The organism is Brevibacterium picturae (assembly GCF_900105045.1).
Lineage (GTDB): Bacteria > Actinomycetota > Actinomycetes > Actinomycetales > Brevibacteriaceae > Brevibacterium > Brevibacterium picturae.
Genome location: NZ_LT629739.1, coordinates 475225 through 489310, shown reverse-complemented (window position 1 = coordinate 489310; position 14086 = coordinate 475225). Strand labels below are relative to the sequence as shown.

Below are 14086 nucleotides of genomic sequence, written 5' to 3'. Positions count from 1 at the left end.
TCAGCGCCGGTCCGTAGGGTGGGTGTGCATACATAAGATGGGGGAGAGCCAAGGAGGAACCCATGAGATTCGTCGCCACCGGAGACTGGCAGTTGGGCATGACGGCGCACTATCTCAGTGCCGAAGCCCGTCCGCGGTTTCACCGCGCCCGCCTCGACGCCGTCAAACGCATCGGCGAGATCGCTGCCGCACAGTCCTGCGACTTCGTCGTCGTCTGCGGTGATGTGTTCGAGTCCAACCAGCTCGACCGCGCCATCATCTCCCGCACCTTCGAAGTCCTGGCCGCCTTCACCGTGCCCGTCGTTCTGCTGCCGGGCAATCACGACCCCCTCGACGCCGCCTCCATCTACGACTCCCAAGCCTTCATCTCCCGTCAGCCTGGCCATGTCCATGTCCTGCGTGACAGTGAACCCTTCGAGGTCCTTCCCGGCGTCGAGATCGTCGGAGCCCCCTGGTTCTCGAAACGGCCCCAAGGTGACCTCGTCGCTCAAGCAACGCAGAACCTCGCCGAGGTGACTCCCGGGACAGTGCGCATCATCGCCGGTCACGGCGCCGTGAGCACTCTGGACCCCGATCGGGAATCTCTGGCCACGATCGACACCGACAGCCTCAAGGCCGTGCTGCGAGAGGACCGTGCACAGTTCGTCGTCTTGGGGGACAGGCACGCCACTTACTCCGTGGATGAGCGCATCTGGTACCCCGGTGCTCCAGAAGTGACCTCCCGGCGCGAAGACGATCCTGGCAATGTTCTCCTCGTCGACATCGATGCACAGTCACATGCGAGCTCGGTGGAGAAGATGCATATCGGTCGCTGGTCCTACCTGGTCGTCGACGAGGACGTGAACTCCGAGGACGACATCAGCCACCTCGAACAGCGGCTGGCAGACATCCCGGACAAAGACAGCACAGCAGTGTGGCTCGTCCTCAGAGGAACCTTGTCCACGGCAGCGAAGTCGAGACTCGACGATATCCTCGACCACGCCACTGACCTGTTCGCCCTCGTGTCCTTGTGGGAGCGGCACACGGACATTGCTGTGGTCGCCGCCGACGAGGATTTCGCCGGGCTCGGCCTGAGCGGATACCTGCAGGAGACCCTCGACGAACTGGCGGAATCCGCTGCAGGAGAGGACACAGCTGCTGCAGCGGCACAGGATGCGTTGGGGCTCTTGTACCGATTTGCGAGGAGCGGATCATGAAATTCCATTCCATCCACCTGCGCAACTACCGCGGCATCGCGGACTCCCGCGTCGAATTCGACGAGGGCGTGACCGTCGTCGAAGGACCGAATGAGGTCGGTAAGTCCTCGATCCATGAAGCCATCACTCATCTGAGGGAGGACAAATCGAGCTCGCGCAAGGCCAGCGTCAAAGAGACACAGCCGGTCGGTGTCGATGCCGGCCCCGAGGTGGAACTGCACCTGAGCACCGGTGAATACGAGCTCAAGTACCGGAAGCGGTGGATCAAACAGCCCTTCACCGAACTCAGCGTCATCAGACCCAGGCCCGAACAGCTGAGCAGCGATGACGCCCACGATCGGTTCTTGTCGATCCTCGCCGACACCGTCGACGTCGACCTCCTCGTCGCACTCGACGTGGCGCAGGGGGAGAGTCTGGCACAAGCTCCGCTGGCTCAGATCAAGGCTCTGCACTCAGCGCTCAACGAATCGGGTGTTGAGGTCGCCGATCACGATGACTTCCTCGACCAGGTCGAAGCCGAGTATTTGAAGTACTTCACCAAGTCCGGCAGAGAAACTGGGGAGTACAAGGACATCAACGCGCAGGTCCCTGTCGTCGAAGCTGTCTTCGAGGAGCTGGGTGAACGCAGTCGTGGCATGGACGAGCTCGTCGACAACCATGCCCGAGCCGCTGCTCGCCTGGAATCGGTGCGCACCCAGCTGATCCAAGCCTACGCCGATCGTGATGAAGCCGAGCAGGCGGCGAAGGCGGTGGCCGAACTCAAAGCAGTGCTCGACCAAGCGGTGGATCACGCGAAGTCGGCACAGCGAGATGAACAGATCGCGCGGGAGGCACTGGACAGACGCACACAACTTATTGCTGACGCTACCGATGCCCAGAGAGCGGTGGCAGAGGCTCGGAAGACCGTCACTGACCTCGAATCGGCTCAGAGTGACAAGGACTCCGACCTCGAACGCTTCCAGAAGGCCCTCGAGGAGAAGCAGAGCGCAGTCGACGATGCTCGTGCCCAGGCGAAGGCTGCTGCCAAAACCCTGGCCAAAGCCCGTGCACGGGCAGAACTGTCCGATCTCACCCGCCGACTCGAGGCTATCCGCGAGCATGATGAGAAGAAGAGCCGTGCGCAGGCGACGATCGGATCGATCACGGTCACGACCAAGGACGTCGAGAAGCTGAGCTCTCTCGAGACGGAGGTGCGGATCGCCGAGCACGCAAAGACTTCCGCTGCAGCGCAGATCGAAGCGAAACAGCTCGGGACACGGGCCCTGAACATCGACGGAGCTGAACTCGGCGAAGGCAACAGCGGAGAATTCGCAGCGCTCAAGGACGTGCGAATCATGATCGACGGCATCGCCGACATCACCGTGCGTCCAGGAGCATCTCCCATTGAGTTGGACAAAGCATTGGCCTCAGCAAAGGGGGCCTTCGAAGCGGAGCTGGAACGCCTCGACATCGACTCTGTGTCCCAGGCCCGGGATAAATCGAACGTTCGCGCGGATGCAGAAGCTGTCATGGCAGAAGCGGATTCGACGCTCAAGGTGCTCCTGGGCCAAGACAAGCGCGACAAGCTTGAAGCCGCACTCGCTCGCGCACAGCAGATCCTCGGAGCCGATGGAACCAGCCCAAGCACCGATGACAAAGCTGGGAATGGCGCCGAGGCGGACAGTCAAACTGGTGACCGGAGCCTCAGCGAACTCGAAACGGCAGTCGCCGAGTCCGAGACGATTGTCGATGACGCTCAATCCGCGGTGGAATCCACTCGCATCGAGCTCGAACGAACTCGCACCTGCCGAGATGACGCGCGAGTGGAGACAGTCCGGGCCCAAACCAGCCTGAAAGAAGCCGAAACTCAGCACGAGCGACTGACGAGCAGCCTGGCTGAGGCCCGAAAGGCTGATTCTGACGCCGATCTGGATGAAGAAGTGAAGTCTGCCGAGGCGCGAGCAACGAATGTGGGCTCTCAGGTTGACGAGGCGAGAGTCGCCTACGAAGCAGCAGATCCGGAGACTTTGGAGATGCAGCTGCAGAACTTGCGGCAACTCGTCGGCAGCAAGGAAGCACAGCGAGAAGAAGTGCGTCAGGATGTCGATCGCCTGTCCGCTCTCATCGACGATCGTGCCAGCGAAGGCATCTATGAAAAACTCGCGGACGCCGAAGAGACGATGGAGTCGGCCCGCAAGAAGCAGGCACGACTAGGCCGTCAGGCGACGGCGATCAAGCTGTTGCGCACAACTGTCCTCAAACACAAGGAAGAATCCCAGAGGAAGTACGTGGCTCCCTTCAAGGAGCAGATCGAGAAGTTGGGCAGACTGGTCTTCGGACAAGGACTGTCGGTCGAGGTGTCCGAAGACCTCGAGATCGTCTCCCGCACCTTGAATGAACGCACAGTGCCCTTCGAATCACTGTCGGGAGGGACGAAAGAACAGTTGGCACTCATCGGCAGACTCGCAGTGGCCACTCTCGTCGACAGCGATTCGGGAGCGCCCGTGGTCCTCGACGACGCCTTCGGCTTCGCCGATGCCGAACGCCTCAACGCACTCAACGTCATCCTCGGCACGGTCGGCCAGAGCGCCCAGGTCATTCTGCTCACCTGCCAGCCGGACCGCTTCGCCCGCCTCGGCGGAGCGAAGACGGTGAGCCTGACGTAACCGAGCATCGCGCATGCAGACCCAGCCGGATGCGACAGCTGTCGCCTTCGCGGACAGACACGGCCGCCGCGTCATGCAGACGCGACGGCCGTGGCCAGCTGACATCATTGGCAGCGTGCAGTCGATTCCGGATCAGTCAGAGCCAACTGCCCCAGCCTTCGCTTCCTCGGCGGCAGCCACGGCATCGGCGCGGATCGTGCGCCGCAGGATCTTCCCTGAGCTGGTCTTCGGCAACTCGTCGATGATGGTCACCTGCCGTGGAGCCTTGTAGGAGGCCAACTTCTCGCGACAGAACTCGACGATCTCGGCTTCGGTGACGGCATCGGCCTCGGGACCCGACTGCAGAGTCACGAACGCGGCAACGTTCTCACCACGATACTCATCGGGGACGCCGACGACTGCCGCCTCCTGAATCGCCGGGTGGGTGTAGAGGACGTCCTCGACCTCCCGCGGCCAGACCTTGAAGCCGGAGGCGTTGATCATGTCCTTCTTCCGGTCGACGATGAACAGCCAGCCGTCTTCGTTCATGTAGCCCACATCGCCGGTGCGCAGCTCCCCACCCGGGAGCTGCTCGGCTGTGGCCCTCTCATTATTGATGTATTCGGCGACGACCTCAGGTCCCGAGATGGCCACCTCGCCGATCTCGTTCGGGCCCAAGGGTTCACCGAAGTCGTCGAGGATGCGAATCATGGTGTCTGGCTGGGGCAGACCGCAGGACAGATTGCCGCTATCGGGATCGACCGGTGCCCTCAAGCCCGGTGGGACGGTCGCCACCTGTGCACAGGTCTCGGTCAGACCGTAGCCCTGCCCGATGTAGACGCCGGTCTTGTCCTCGAATTTCGTCACCAAGCCCTCGGGCAGGGGAGCACCACCCGACATGATGCGCTTGAACGATGCGAAGTGCTCCGCTGTCGCGCTGGGATGGGCAAGCATTGCGGTATAGACCGTGGCCGGGCCTGCCATATACGTCGGCTTCTCCCGCAGGAAGAGTTCGAGAAGGGAGCCCGGATCGAATCGATAGTTGAGGATCAGCCGCGCGCCACCGCTGACACCGGCGATGAACTGGCAGACGAATCCGGTGATGTGGAAGATCGGGGCCAGTGTGAGGAAGCCGTCGCCGGGTTCGAACGTCGGCGTCCGGACACAGTAGCGGGCATTGCTCGACACCGAGGCGTGAGTCCCAGACGCACCCTTCGCTTTGCCCGAGGTCCCCGAGGTGTACACGACGATCGCTTCGTCCTCGGGAGAGGGAATGAGAGGAGTGAAACCGGTGTCCAGACGCGACTCGACAACGGCCTGGAAGTCGGGGAGATTCGGCACCTGGTCAGGGCCCGGATTCTCACCGGGAGCACCGGGCAGGTCAGCGAACATCGAGAAGATCGCCTCGGGCCCGTCGACCTGGAAGCTCCTGTCGTCGCTGAGAACGACGACCGGCAGTGCCGCAGCGTAAGGGGCCACACGGTTCAGGAACGCCGCCTTCGAGACCACGAGCCCCTTCACCTCGGCGTCGGCGAAGATGTGCTCGAGCTCCCCGCGATACATGGGATTGAGGGGAACGACGACGCCTCCGACCTTCCAGATGCCGTAGGTGGCGATCATGAAGGCGGGGGTGTTCTGCTCATAGATGGCCACGCGGTCGCCGACAGAGATCCCCTGCTCGACCAGGTAGGCAGCGAACGCCGTGGAATACTGGTCGAACTCGGACCAGGTCAGTCCGAACCCGTAGTAGCTGATGGCCACTTCGTGGCCGTGGGTGGCCACGGTCGACGCCAGGTCCTGCAGGGTCGTGGACTTCTCCAGGGTGTACGGCTTGTTCGCGAGATCTCCCCAGGTCTTCAGCCAGGGACGGGTATCTGCCCACGTGCTCATCGCTTCACTTCCTTCATCGTTGAATGGTGTGTCGAAATCGTTGAAAGGGGGTTTCGAACAGCCGATCCGCCTACTTGCGGTACTTCTTCATCTCGTTGCGCGCAATGCTGCGTTTGTGCACCTCATCGGGGCCGTCGGCCAGGCGCAGGGTGCGCATGTGCGCCCACATGCTGGCCAATGGGAAGTCCTCCGTGACACCGGCGCCGCCGTGGACCTGGATCGCGCGATCGATGATCTTCAGCGCCATGGCTGGAGCCACAACCTTGATCTCGGCGATCTCGTTCTTCGCGACCTTGTTGCCGTGCTTGTCCATCATGTCCGCCGCATGCAGCGTCAGCAGCCTGGCCTGATCGATCTCGATCCGGGCCTCGGCGATCCACTCCTGGATGTTCGCCCGAGACGACAGCTTCTCACCGAATGTCACACGTTCATCGGCGCGTTTGACCATGAGTTCGAGGGCGCGCTCGGCGGCACCGATCGCGCGCATGCAGTGATGGATGCGCCCCGGTCCCAGACGGGCTTGGCTGATCGCGAAGCCCTCACCTTCGCCCTTGAGGATGTCCTTGGACGGGACGCGGACGTTGTCGAAGGTGATCTCCGCGTGGCCCTCCCGATCGTGGTAGCCGAAGACGGGCAGGTTGCGCACCACGGTGACACCGGGGGCGTCGATCGGGACGACGAGCATCGACTGCTGTCGGTGCACCTCGGCGTCGGGGGAGGTCTTGCCCATGACGATGAGGACTCGGCAATTGGGGTGCATGCCGTTCGAGGCGAACCATTTGCGGCCGTTGAGGACGAACCCGTCATCCGTGGGCTCCATACGCATCTCGACGTTCGTCGCATCGGAGCTGGCGACAGCGGGTTCGGTCATGGCGAACGCCGAGGCGATTGTGCCGTCGAGCAGCGGCCCCAGGTACTTCTCCTTGTGCTCGTCGGTGCCGAAACGGGTGAAGACCTCCATGTTGCCCGTGTCGGGGGCATTGCAGTTGATGGCTTCCGGGGCGATCCCGATGCTGTGGCCGGTGATCTCGGCCAGGGGAGCGTATTCGAGGTTCGTCAGTCCTGGACCCCATTGGGGATCGGGGTGGAAGAGATTCCACAGACCCCGGCTCTTGGCTTCGGCCTTGAGGTCTTCGAGGATCTGCGGCTGAGTGTGCGGGCTGTTCGCCGCCGCCATCTGCTGGGCATAGACGGGCTCCGCCGGATAGACGAAGCCCTCCATGAACGTCGTCAGACGCTCCTGATAGTCACGGCCGCGGTCAGTCGTTTCCAGCATGTGTGGTCTCCTCGTTGAGTCGGTTCGCTTCGTTGAGTCGGTGCTGATAGCGGCTCATGCCCGCCAGCCAGCGGTCGTAGTCGCTGCCCTTCATGCGATACATATCGAGCACCTCGGGGTGGGGGAGGATGAGGAACGTTCCCGCTTCGACCGCATCGAGGGCGATCGACGCGACATCGTCGGGGGCCAGCACCGTTCCGGCCTCGGTGACTGCGCTCTGGGCAGGCCCCGCGGATCCCGCTGCGCTCAGCAGGTTCGTGTCCACTCCCATCGGGCAGATGACCGAGGCACGGATGCCGTCGTCGCGGTAGGTCAGAGCGAGCCATTCGGCGAAGCCGACCGAGGCGTGTTTGGTGACGCTGTAGGCTGCCGATCCGATCTGGGTGAGCAGGCCCGCCGCCGAGGCGGTGGCGACGAAATGTCCTTCACCGGCTTCCTGCCAGCGGGGGATGAGGGCCTGGGCCGCGCGGATATGTGCCCGCAGGTTGACGTCGATGATGGCATCCCAGTCGGCATCGTTCTCGCCCAGTTCGCCGGGCCCGATGATGCCGGCGTTGGCGAAGTACATGTCCACCCCGCCGAGCCGGTCGTCGGCGAAGGCGATGAGTTCGTCGATGCCTGCCACCGAGGACACGTCACCGACCCAGGCGTGGGCAGAGCCGTTGGTCTCGGCACAGGGTTCGGGACTGACACCGGCGCTCGAGCCCGATTCTGCAGGGGAGTCGAGTGCCGCAGCCGTGTCGGTGACCGCGGGGGAGAGGTCGGCGAGGACCACTCGGGCACCGCGTGCGATCAGCTCAGTCGCCAACGCAGCACCGATCCCGCTGGCGGCGCCGGTGACGATGACGCGCTTGTCGACCACGGAGGTCTTCGGGCTGTCGGCGGTGCTCCTCGCGCTGTTCTCGGCGGTGCTCATGCTTTCTCCAGAATGGTCAGGGCTTGCCGGGCCAAGTCCTCGACGCCGGCGCCCGCAGTTTCCGGGTCGAGGTCGAGATCGCCCATCTTGCCTGTGAGCAGCCGGGTGTAGACGCCTTCGCGGATGCAGGCCAGTTTCCACATGGCAAAGGCTTCGTAGTACCCGACGTCGTGGACCTCGTGGCCGCTGACCTCCTGGTAGCGGTTGATGAGTTCGTCGGAGGTGGGGAAGCCGAGTTCCGGGGTGGGGACCCAGACGCTCGTGTACTGCTCGGGCACGGTGAGCATGGCGATGAAGTATCCAAGATCGGTGAGCACCTCGCCGATGGCGGTCAGCTCCCAGTCGACGACGGCGTTGACCGTGCCCTCGGGGGCGAAGATCATGTTGTTGGGTTTGTAGTCACCATGGGCCAGGCCGACGGGGCTTCGGGCCGGATCCGGCATGGTTTCGAGGAGGGCATCGTGGACCTCGCGGATGATCGGGATGTCGCGCAGTGCGATGTCCTCGACCTGGCCCAGCCAGCGACGCAGCTGCCGTTCGATGAGTCCGCCGGGCCGGCGAAGATCCCCGAGGCCCACCTCGTCGACATCGACCCGATGGATGGCGGCCAGCGTGTCGATCATTCCGAATGCGCACGCACGTTTGTCGTCGGGGCCGGGACCGGTGGGGATGCGTGCCCAGTCGGCGGGCTCATTGATCGCGAAGCCGGGGCAGTGGTCCATGAACACGAAAGGCACATCGAGGACCTCGGGGTCGTCGACGATGTCGACGATGTGGGGCACCGGCACGGTGCTCTCGCCCAGCGCGGCCATGATCCGGCCTTCGCGTGCGACGTTGTGGGCGCTTCCCCCGGAGTGGCCGAGCGGCGGGCGCCTCATCACCCAGCGCGGCAGTCCGTCGACGGTGATGATGAAGGTGAGGTTGGACCGTCCGATGGACATGACTTCGACATCGAAGTCCGTGACCCCGAATCTGTCCGAGATCCATCGTCCGATGGTTCTGGCATCGAATCCTGCAGGTGCTGTGGTCAACGTCGACCCTCCCGAGTGAACAATCGTTCAGTTTCGTTTACAGTATTCAAACCGGGCGTGAGAGTCAAGCTGAAATCGTGATGCTCGTCACGGCCGAATGTGATAGTGATGAATGGGTCATCCCACGCACTTTCGCCAAGCAATCAGTTGTCATCAGCCACATCCCTTTCACCAGAAGTGAGGAAATCATGAGAGCCATTCGCGTTGCCGCATTGACCGGTCCGGACGATGTGGAGATCGCCGAGGTGGATCGTCCGAGTCCCGGCTCGGGCGAGGTCCTCATCGAGGTTGCCTATGCGGGAGTCACGTTCCCCGAGCTGCTCCAGACCCGGGGCATGTACCAGACCAAGCATGAACTGCCCTTCGTCCTCGGCTCCGAAGCCGCCGGCGTCGTCGTTGAAGCCGGTGACGGTTCACGATTCTCCGCCGGCGACCGCGTCGCCGCGATCCCCGGCAAGGGAACCTTCGCCGAATTCATGGTCGCCGCCGACGAGCAGACGGTGCCCGTGCCCGATGGCGTCAGCCTGGCCCACGCGGCCGGCATGCCGATGAACGTGCTCACCGCGGACTTCGCTCTGCGCCTGCGAGCACAGGCGCAGGCAGGACAGTCCATCCTCGTCCACGGTGCCGCAGGCGGGCTGGGATCGGCCACCGTGCAGATGGCCCTGGCCATGGGCCTCGAAGTCATCGGCGTGGTCTCGACCGAGGCCAAAGCCCAGACCGTGCGCGATCTCGGTGCCACACACGTGGTCTTGGCCGAGGGGTTCAAGGATGCTGCCAAGGAACTCTACCCGAACGGCGTCGACTATGTCTTCGACCCGGTCGGGGGAGATCGCTTCACGGACTCGACTCGTGTCCTGGCCCCCTACGGTCGTCTCCTCGTCCTCGGATTCACCGCCGGTGAGATCCCCTCGGTCAAGGTCAATCGCCTGCTGCTGAAGAACATCTCCGTCGACGGTGTGGCCTGGGGAGCCGCGACCCGCGAGCGGCCCGACTACATCGCCGAGCAGTGGGGCGCAGTTGCTGAGTATGTCGCGGCGGGCAAGCTCAACCCTGCGATCCATGCCACTCACCCTCTCGACGAGGCGGCGAAGGCCATCGGCGAATTGGACTCCCGCAGCGTGCGGGGCAAGGTGCTGCTCGAGCTCAAGGGGGAGTAGGCCCACCGAGGCGGTGGCTACCGCTTCTTGTGGCGCTTGGCGATGTCGCGGCCGATGAGTTCCTTCATCACCTCGTTGGCTCCGCCGAAGATGGCCTGGATCCGGGTGTCCTTGAACGCACGGGCGATCGGGTATTCGAGCATGTAACCGTATCCGCCGAAGAGCTGGAGACAGCGGTTGATCACCTCGATCTCGAGATCCGAGCCCAGGTACTTCGCCTTCGCGGCGTCGACAGCGGTGAGTTCTTCGGCATTGAGCGCCAAGGCGCAGCGGTCGACGAAGGCCTCGAGTGCATCGACGCGGGTTTCGAGTTCGGCGAGTTCGAATCGTGTGTTCTGGAAGTCGCCGATCGTCTGGCCGAAGGCGGGCCGGTCGAAGACGTATTCGCTGGTCCATGTCAGTGCCGCTCGTGCGCCGGCCAGTGTCCCAGAGCCGATGATGAGTCGCTCTCTGGGCAGATTGACCATGAGGTGGATGAAGCCCATGTCGAGTTCGCCGAGGAGGGCGTCAGCGGGCACGCGGACGTCGGAGAAGGACAATTCGGAAGTGTCCTGCGCATCCATGCCGAGTTTCTTGAGCTTGCGTCCGCGTTCGAATCCGGGTGTGCCGTCCTCGACGATGAACAGGGAGGTGCCTTGGGATGGCTTGGCATCGAGGTTGGTGCGGGCGACGACGATGACGAAGTCACAGTTGCAGCCGTTGGTGATGAAGGTCTTGGCCCCGTTGATCACCCAGTCATCACCGTCGCGTACGGCCTTCGTCGTGATCGCCTGCAGATCGGACCCGGCGTTCGGTTCAGTCATGGCGATCGCACCGATCTGGTCACCGGCTGCCAGGCCACTCAGGTACTTCTCCTTCTGGGCCTGCGAGCCCAGCGCCATGAGGTAGCCGGGGACGATGCCGTCGGAGACACCCCACCCGCCCGTGGCTCCGCTCGCGCCTCGGTGTGCGATCTCTTCGCTGCGGACCATCTCGAACCGGAAGTCCGTGACTCCGCCGCCGCCGAATTCCTCGGGGATGGACGTGCCGATGATGCCCGCCTCGGCGGCCTTCTTCCACATCGACCGATCGACGAGATGATCGGCCTCCCACTGTTCCAGGTTCGGCATGACCTCGCGGTCGAGGAAGGTGGCGACGGTGCCGCGGAAGGCCTCGTGGTCATCGTTGTACAGGTTTCTCTTCACTGGTGGTGTCCTCTTCCGGTCTGTTTCAGTCTCTCGTCGGTTCAGAAGGTGCTGGGCAGGTCACAGCAGTTCGAGGATGGTGGCGTTGGCCTGACCGCCGCCTTCGCACATCGACTGCAGGCCGTAGCGGATTCCCTGATCCTGCATGTGGTGGATCATCGTCGTCATCAGACGGGCACCGGAACCGCCGAGGGGGTGGCCCAGAGCGATGGCGCCGCCGTTGGGGTTGAGGCGGTCGATGTCGGCACCGGTCTCGGCCAGCCAGGCAAGAGGGACCGGGGCGAAGGCCTCGTTGATCTCGAAGACCCCGATGTCATCGACCGAAAGTCCCGACTTCTTCAACACCTTGGCTGTGGCGGGGATCGGAGCGGTGAGCATGATGACGGGGTCGGCACCGGCGAGCACGGCGGAGTGCACCCTCGCGATGGGGGACAGGCCCAGTTCCTTCGCCCTGGCCGAGGTCATCATCAGCAGCGCAGCAGAGCCGTCGGAGATCTGCGAGGCATTGCCTGCGGTGATGACTCCGTCCTGCTTGAACACGGTGTCGAGCCCGGCGAGCTTCCCAGTCGTGGAACCGCGGCGAATGCCCTCATCGGCGGTGATCTCCCCGCCATCGGTGGGCACCGGGAGGATCTGTGAGTCGAAGCGGCCGGCATCCGTGGCTGCGGCTGCCAGTTCGTGGGACCTGACGGCGAACTCGTCGAGTTGAGTGCGGCCCAGCTTCCACTGCTCGGCGATCATCTCCGCACCGATGCCCTGATTGGGTTTGACGCCGTTATAGCGATCATTGAACTTCTGCCCGAACGGCGACTCGCCTGCGGCCGCTGAGCCCATGGGCACACGGGACATCGATTCGACACCACCGGCGATGACGACATCGTACTGGCCGGCGATGAGGCCGGCCGCGGCGAAATGGACCGCCTGCTGAGACGAGCCGCACTGACGATCGACCGAGACTCCGGCGACGGTTTCGGGCAGGCCCGCCGAAAGCGCCACTGTGCGAGCAATATCGCCGGTCTGCTCTCCTGCCTGGGATACGCAGCCGAAGATGACGTCGTCGATGACGTGCGGATCGATGCCGGTCTGCGCAACCAGGTCTTCGACTGTGGTGGCGCCCAGGTCGGCTGGGTGAATGCCGGAGAGTGCTCCATTGCGTTTGCCTGTGGGTGTGCGCCGTGCGGCGACGATGACTGCGTCGTTCATCTGTGCTCCTCGGGTGACGTCTCCGGTGGTGGTGAAGTCGGTTGTCGGCGGTGTTGAAATCTCTTGCAGAAATTGTGACCCAGGTAACTGATCGTGCGTTAAGATTTTCACGAAGCCAAGAAACAGTCAAGACAGACCGTAAGTTTTCGACGTCGGCCGCAGAGTGAAGAGGAGTCATCAAATGGACATTCGCAATCAGGTCGCCCTCGTCACCGGGGGAGCCTCGGGTCTGGGCCTGGCCACGGCAGAACGACTGCTGGCGGCCGGAGCAAAGGTGGTCATCGTCGACCTGCCGGGCTCTGCCGGCGAGGAGGTGGCGGACCGCTTCGGCGAGGATGTCCGGTTCGTTCCCGCCGATGTTACCAGCGAAGAGCAGGTGGCCGCGGCGATCGAGGCGGCCGTGGCCATGGGGCCGCTGCGAGTCGTTGTCAACTGTGCCGGCATCGGAGGATCGGCCCGGGTCTCCGGCCGCAAGGGTCCATTCCCGCTCGATGCCTTCACCAGAGTCATCCACATCAACCTCATCGGCACTTTCAATGTTCTGCGCCTCGGCGCCGAGGCGATGCAGTCCTTCGATGAGATCGGCGAAGAACGTGGCGTCATCATCAACACCGCCTCGGTGGCCGCCTTCGACGGACAGATCGGCCAGGCCGCCTATTCGGCGTCGAAGGGAGGCATCGTCGGACTGACTCTGCCGGTGGCCCGCGACCTGGCCAGCACCAAGATCCGAGTCATGACCATCGCCCCCGGCACCTTCACGACACCGCTCATGCAGGGAGCCTCCGAGGAGACTCTGGCCAGCCTCGGCGAACAGGTTCCCCATCCCTCCCGCCTGGGCGAGCCGGAGGAATACGCCTCGCTTGCCGAGCACATCGTGTCCAACCCGATGCTCAACGGGGAGGTCATCCGGCTCGACGGAGCGATCCGCATGGGGCCCAAATGACCGAGATAGCAGCAGCTGACCGCATGGTTCAGGCTGATCGGACCGCGCGGTCGCGGGAGCTCATCCTCGATGCGACGATCGAGTGCCTCCTCGCCGAAGGCTACGCGGCCACTACGACGACGAAGGTCCAGGCCATGGCCGGAGTGACCCGAGGCAGACTGCTCCACCATTTCCCGTCGAAGAGGGAACTGCTCACGGCAGCGGTGACCCGCCTCGGCGATCAGCGCCTCGACCGACATCTGGAGGATCGGTCCGATGAACTCAGCCGGGACCTTGCACGCAAGCGACCTCCCGCCGCCGAGGTCGGTCCGCGTTCCGATTGGGCGGTGATGACGCTGTGGGCGGGTCTCATGCATTCGAGCTTCTTCACCGCGCTCGAACTCTGGGGTGCGTCCCGCACCGACGAATTGCTGGCGGAGAAGGTGCGGATCCACGAGAAGAGGGTGCTCGAACGAGTCAGAGACAACGCCCGGGAGCTGTTCGGGCCGGTCATCTCGTCGACTGAGCAGTACGAGACCATGTTCAATGTGGTCTTCTCCGGCATGCGCGGGATGGCCGTGACCTACACCTTCTCCCACCTCGACCCCAGAACCGAGCCGATGATCGACACGTGGCAGCGGGTCGCACGAACACTCTTGACGCCGACGATCACAGGGAAGTGAC

At 63.6% G+C, this 14086-nt stretch carries 11 protein-coding genes; 5 read left to right on the top strand and 6 right to left on the bottom strand.

Translation table 11 applies throughout. The annotated features are described in order from the left end of the window. Positions 1-62 precede the first annotated feature (62 nt). Positions 63-1196 (top strand): metallophosphoesterase family protein, encoded by a 1134-nt coding sequence (locus tag BLT92_RS02255; protein ID WP_092102678.1) that lies wholly within the window; start codon positions 63-65, stop codon positions 1194-1196. Then, positions 1193-3841: an AAA family ATPase gene (locus BLT92_RS02250; protein ID WP_092102675.1), complete on the top strand. Its 2649-nt coding sequence runs from the start codon at positions 1193-1195 to the stop codon at positions 3839-3841. Before BLT92_RS02255 ends, BLT92_RS02250 begins: the two co-directional genes overlap by 4 nt. 132 nt (positions 3842-3973) lie before the next feature. Here BLT92_RS02250 and BLT92_RS02245 read toward each other — a convergent pair whose 3' ends face one another. The 4 genes from BLT92_RS02245 to BLT92_RS02230 form a co-directional block, all read right to left on the bottom strand. Further along, complete coding sequence (locus tag BLT92_RS02245; RefSeq protein ID WP_092102673.1) at positions 3974-5710, bottom strand: class I adenylate-forming enzyme family protein; 1737 nt, start codon at positions 5708-5710, stop codon at positions 3974-3976. Positions 5711-5780: 70 nt separating this feature from the next. Next, the gene (locus tag BLT92_RS02240) at positions 5781-6986 is read right to left on the bottom strand and encodes an acyl-CoA dehydrogenase family protein (protein ID WP_092102671.1); all 1206 of its coding nucleotides are present in this window, start codon (positions 6984-6986) and stop codon (positions 5781-5783) included. Then, positions 6970-7902, bottom strand: coding sequence for an SDR family oxidoreductase (locus tag BLT92_RS02235; protein ID WP_092102668.1), 933 nt, complete (start codon positions 7900-7902; stop codon positions 6970-6972). Before BLT92_RS02235 ends, BLT92_RS02240 begins: the two co-directional genes overlap by 17 nt. Further along, on the bottom strand, positions 7899-8933 hold the full coding sequence (locus BLT92_RS02230; RefSeq protein WP_092102665.1) for a phosphotransferase family protein: 1035 nt from the start codon (positions 8931-8933) through the stop codon (positions 7899-7901). The genes BLT92_RS02235 and BLT92_RS02230 overlap by 4 nt, the downstream gene beginning before the upstream one ends. Before the next feature lie 188 nt (positions 8934-9121). On the opposite strand from BLT92_RS02230, the gene BLT92_RS02225 reads away from it, so the two are divergent. Further along, the gene (locus BLT92_RS02225; RefSeq protein WP_092108692.1) at positions 9122-10093 is read left to right on the top strand and encodes an NADPH:quinone oxidoreductase family protein; all 972 of its coding nucleotides are present in this window, start codon (positions 9122-9124) and stop codon (positions 10091-10093) included. A 17-nt stretch (positions 10094-10110) separates the two neighbouring features. Here the strand turns inward: BLT92_RS02225 and BLT92_RS02220 are convergent, their stop codons facing one another. Both BLT92_RS02220 and BLT92_RS02215 read right to left on the bottom strand, forming a co-directional pair. Next, complete coding sequence (locus BLT92_RS02220; RefSeq protein ID WP_092102662.1) at positions 10111-11277, bottom strand: acyl-CoA dehydrogenase family protein; 1167 nt, start codon at positions 11275-11277, stop codon at positions 10111-10113. Between the two features lie 60 nt (positions 11278-11337). Continuing rightward, on the bottom strand, positions 11338-12480 hold the full coding sequence (locus tag BLT92_RS02215) for a thiolase family protein (protein WP_092102659.1): 1143 nt from the start codon (positions 12478-12480) through the stop codon (positions 11338-11340). Between the two features lie 181 nt (positions 12481-12661). Between BLT92_RS02215 and BLT92_RS02210 the strand changes: the two genes are divergently transcribed. Both BLT92_RS02210 and BLT92_RS02205 read left to right on the top strand, forming a co-directional pair. Next, on the top strand, positions 12662-13423 hold the full coding sequence (locus BLT92_RS02210; RefSeq protein ID WP_092102655.1) for an SDR family NAD(P)-dependent oxidoreductase: 762 nt from the start codon (positions 12662-12664) through the stop codon (positions 13421-13423). Then, positions 13420-14085 (top strand): TetR/AcrR family transcriptional regulator, encoded by a 666-nt coding sequence (locus BLT92_RS02205; protein WP_092102652.1) that lies wholly within the window; start codon positions 13420-13422, stop codon positions 14083-14085. The genes BLT92_RS02210 and BLT92_RS02205 overlap by 4 nt, the downstream gene beginning before the upstream one ends. Position 14086 lies beyond the last annotated feature (1 nt).